Origin of the sequence: Halococcus sp. PRR34, assembly GCF_028617175.1 — an archaeon.
Classification (GTDB): Archaea; Halobacteriota; Halobacteria; order Halobacteriales; family Halococcaceae; genus Halococcus; species Halococcus salifodinae.
The window spans coordinates 1-1,099 of sequence record NZ_JAQJDA010000060.1 but is presented as its reverse complement, the minus strand read 5'-3'; the positions used below and the strand labels follow the sequence as shown (position 1 = coordinate 1,099).

The window sequence follows — 1,099 nt, the reverse complement described above, 5'->3', positions numbered from 1 at the left end:
GCTGCGGTGTTCGGCGCGCTGAAGGCGGTCGGCCAGGCACGCGTCACGCCCGAGCACGAACGCGACGGGCTCGACAGCGCGGAACATGGCGTCGATACCTACCCTGAATTCGGCCTCGGCGATTCGGGTGGGCCGGTCGCCGACGGCGGTGCGGTCTACGCCAGCGACAGTGAAGAAATCCGGACTGATGGCGGCACGCCGAACAATGGCAAAATCAAGATGGTCACCGCCATTGTCCGGCCGGACAAACTCGGCGCAGTCAAGAGCGCGCTCGCGGAGGTCGGCGCACCCTCGCTCACAGTGACGAACGTCTCCGGACGGGGGAGTCAGCCAACAAAGAAGGGTCAGTGGCGCGGTGAGGAGTACACAGTCGACCTCCATCAGAAGGTCAAAGTCGAATGTGTCGTCGCGGACATCGCCGCTGAGGACGTGGTTGATGCCATCGTTGAACGGGCTGCCACCGGCGAACCCGGAGATGGCAAAGTGTTCGTCACACCGGTCGAAGACGCTGCTCAGATTCGAAACGATGTCCGCGGCACGGAAGCCGTATAGACACCACAACTTCTTCGTCGCTTTCGCAGAGAGCGACAGAGATACTCTCAGACCACCAATGAAAGATACTCGTCTCACAGAGATTGATGCCCGACTGTTAACCACCCTCGCTCGCGATCGATGGGGCGGTCTAAGTACATTCGCTGAAACACTCGGTGTTCCCGTGTCGACTGTCCGTGAGCGCCTCCGAGATCTCGAAACAACCGGAGTGATTAGTGGATATATGCCTCGTTTGAACTACGACGCGCTTGGGTTTGACGTGACTGCTATTTTCGAGCTCGAAATCGCCGCAAACGCACTCAGTGAAACCACATCGAAACTTCGAGATGACAGGCGGATGGTGGCCATCTATCGAGTCACTGGTGATCACGATGTAGTTGCAATCGGCAAGTATGAGAACACTACCGAGATGAGTGATCAAGTTCAAGTGTTCATGACGAACTCCGCAATCGAGCAGACGAACGTAAGCGTAGTCTTTGAAGCAATCAGTGAATTCGAACCGATGGAGTTCGAATCAGTAGCTTCGGTTCGGAGTTGACCGGTTGAA

At 57.0% G+C, this 1,099-nt stretch carries 2 protein-coding genes; both read left to right on the top strand.

Features of this window, described 5'->3' with window-relative positions:
• The coding region (locus tag PHA81_RS20775; RefSeq protein WP_273838790.1) for a P-II family nitrogen regulator at nucleotides 1-552 on the top strand (552 nt) is incomplete at its 5' end.
• Nucleotides 553-784: 232 nt separating this feature from the next.
• Nucleotides 785-1,090 (top strand): Lrp/AsnC ligand binding domain-containing protein, encoded by a 306-nt coding sequence (locus tag PHA81_RS20770; RefSeq protein ID WP_273838788.1) that lies wholly within the window; start codon nucleotides 785-787, stop codon nucleotides 1,088-1,090.
• Nucleotides 1,091-1,099: the final 9 nt, after the last annotated feature.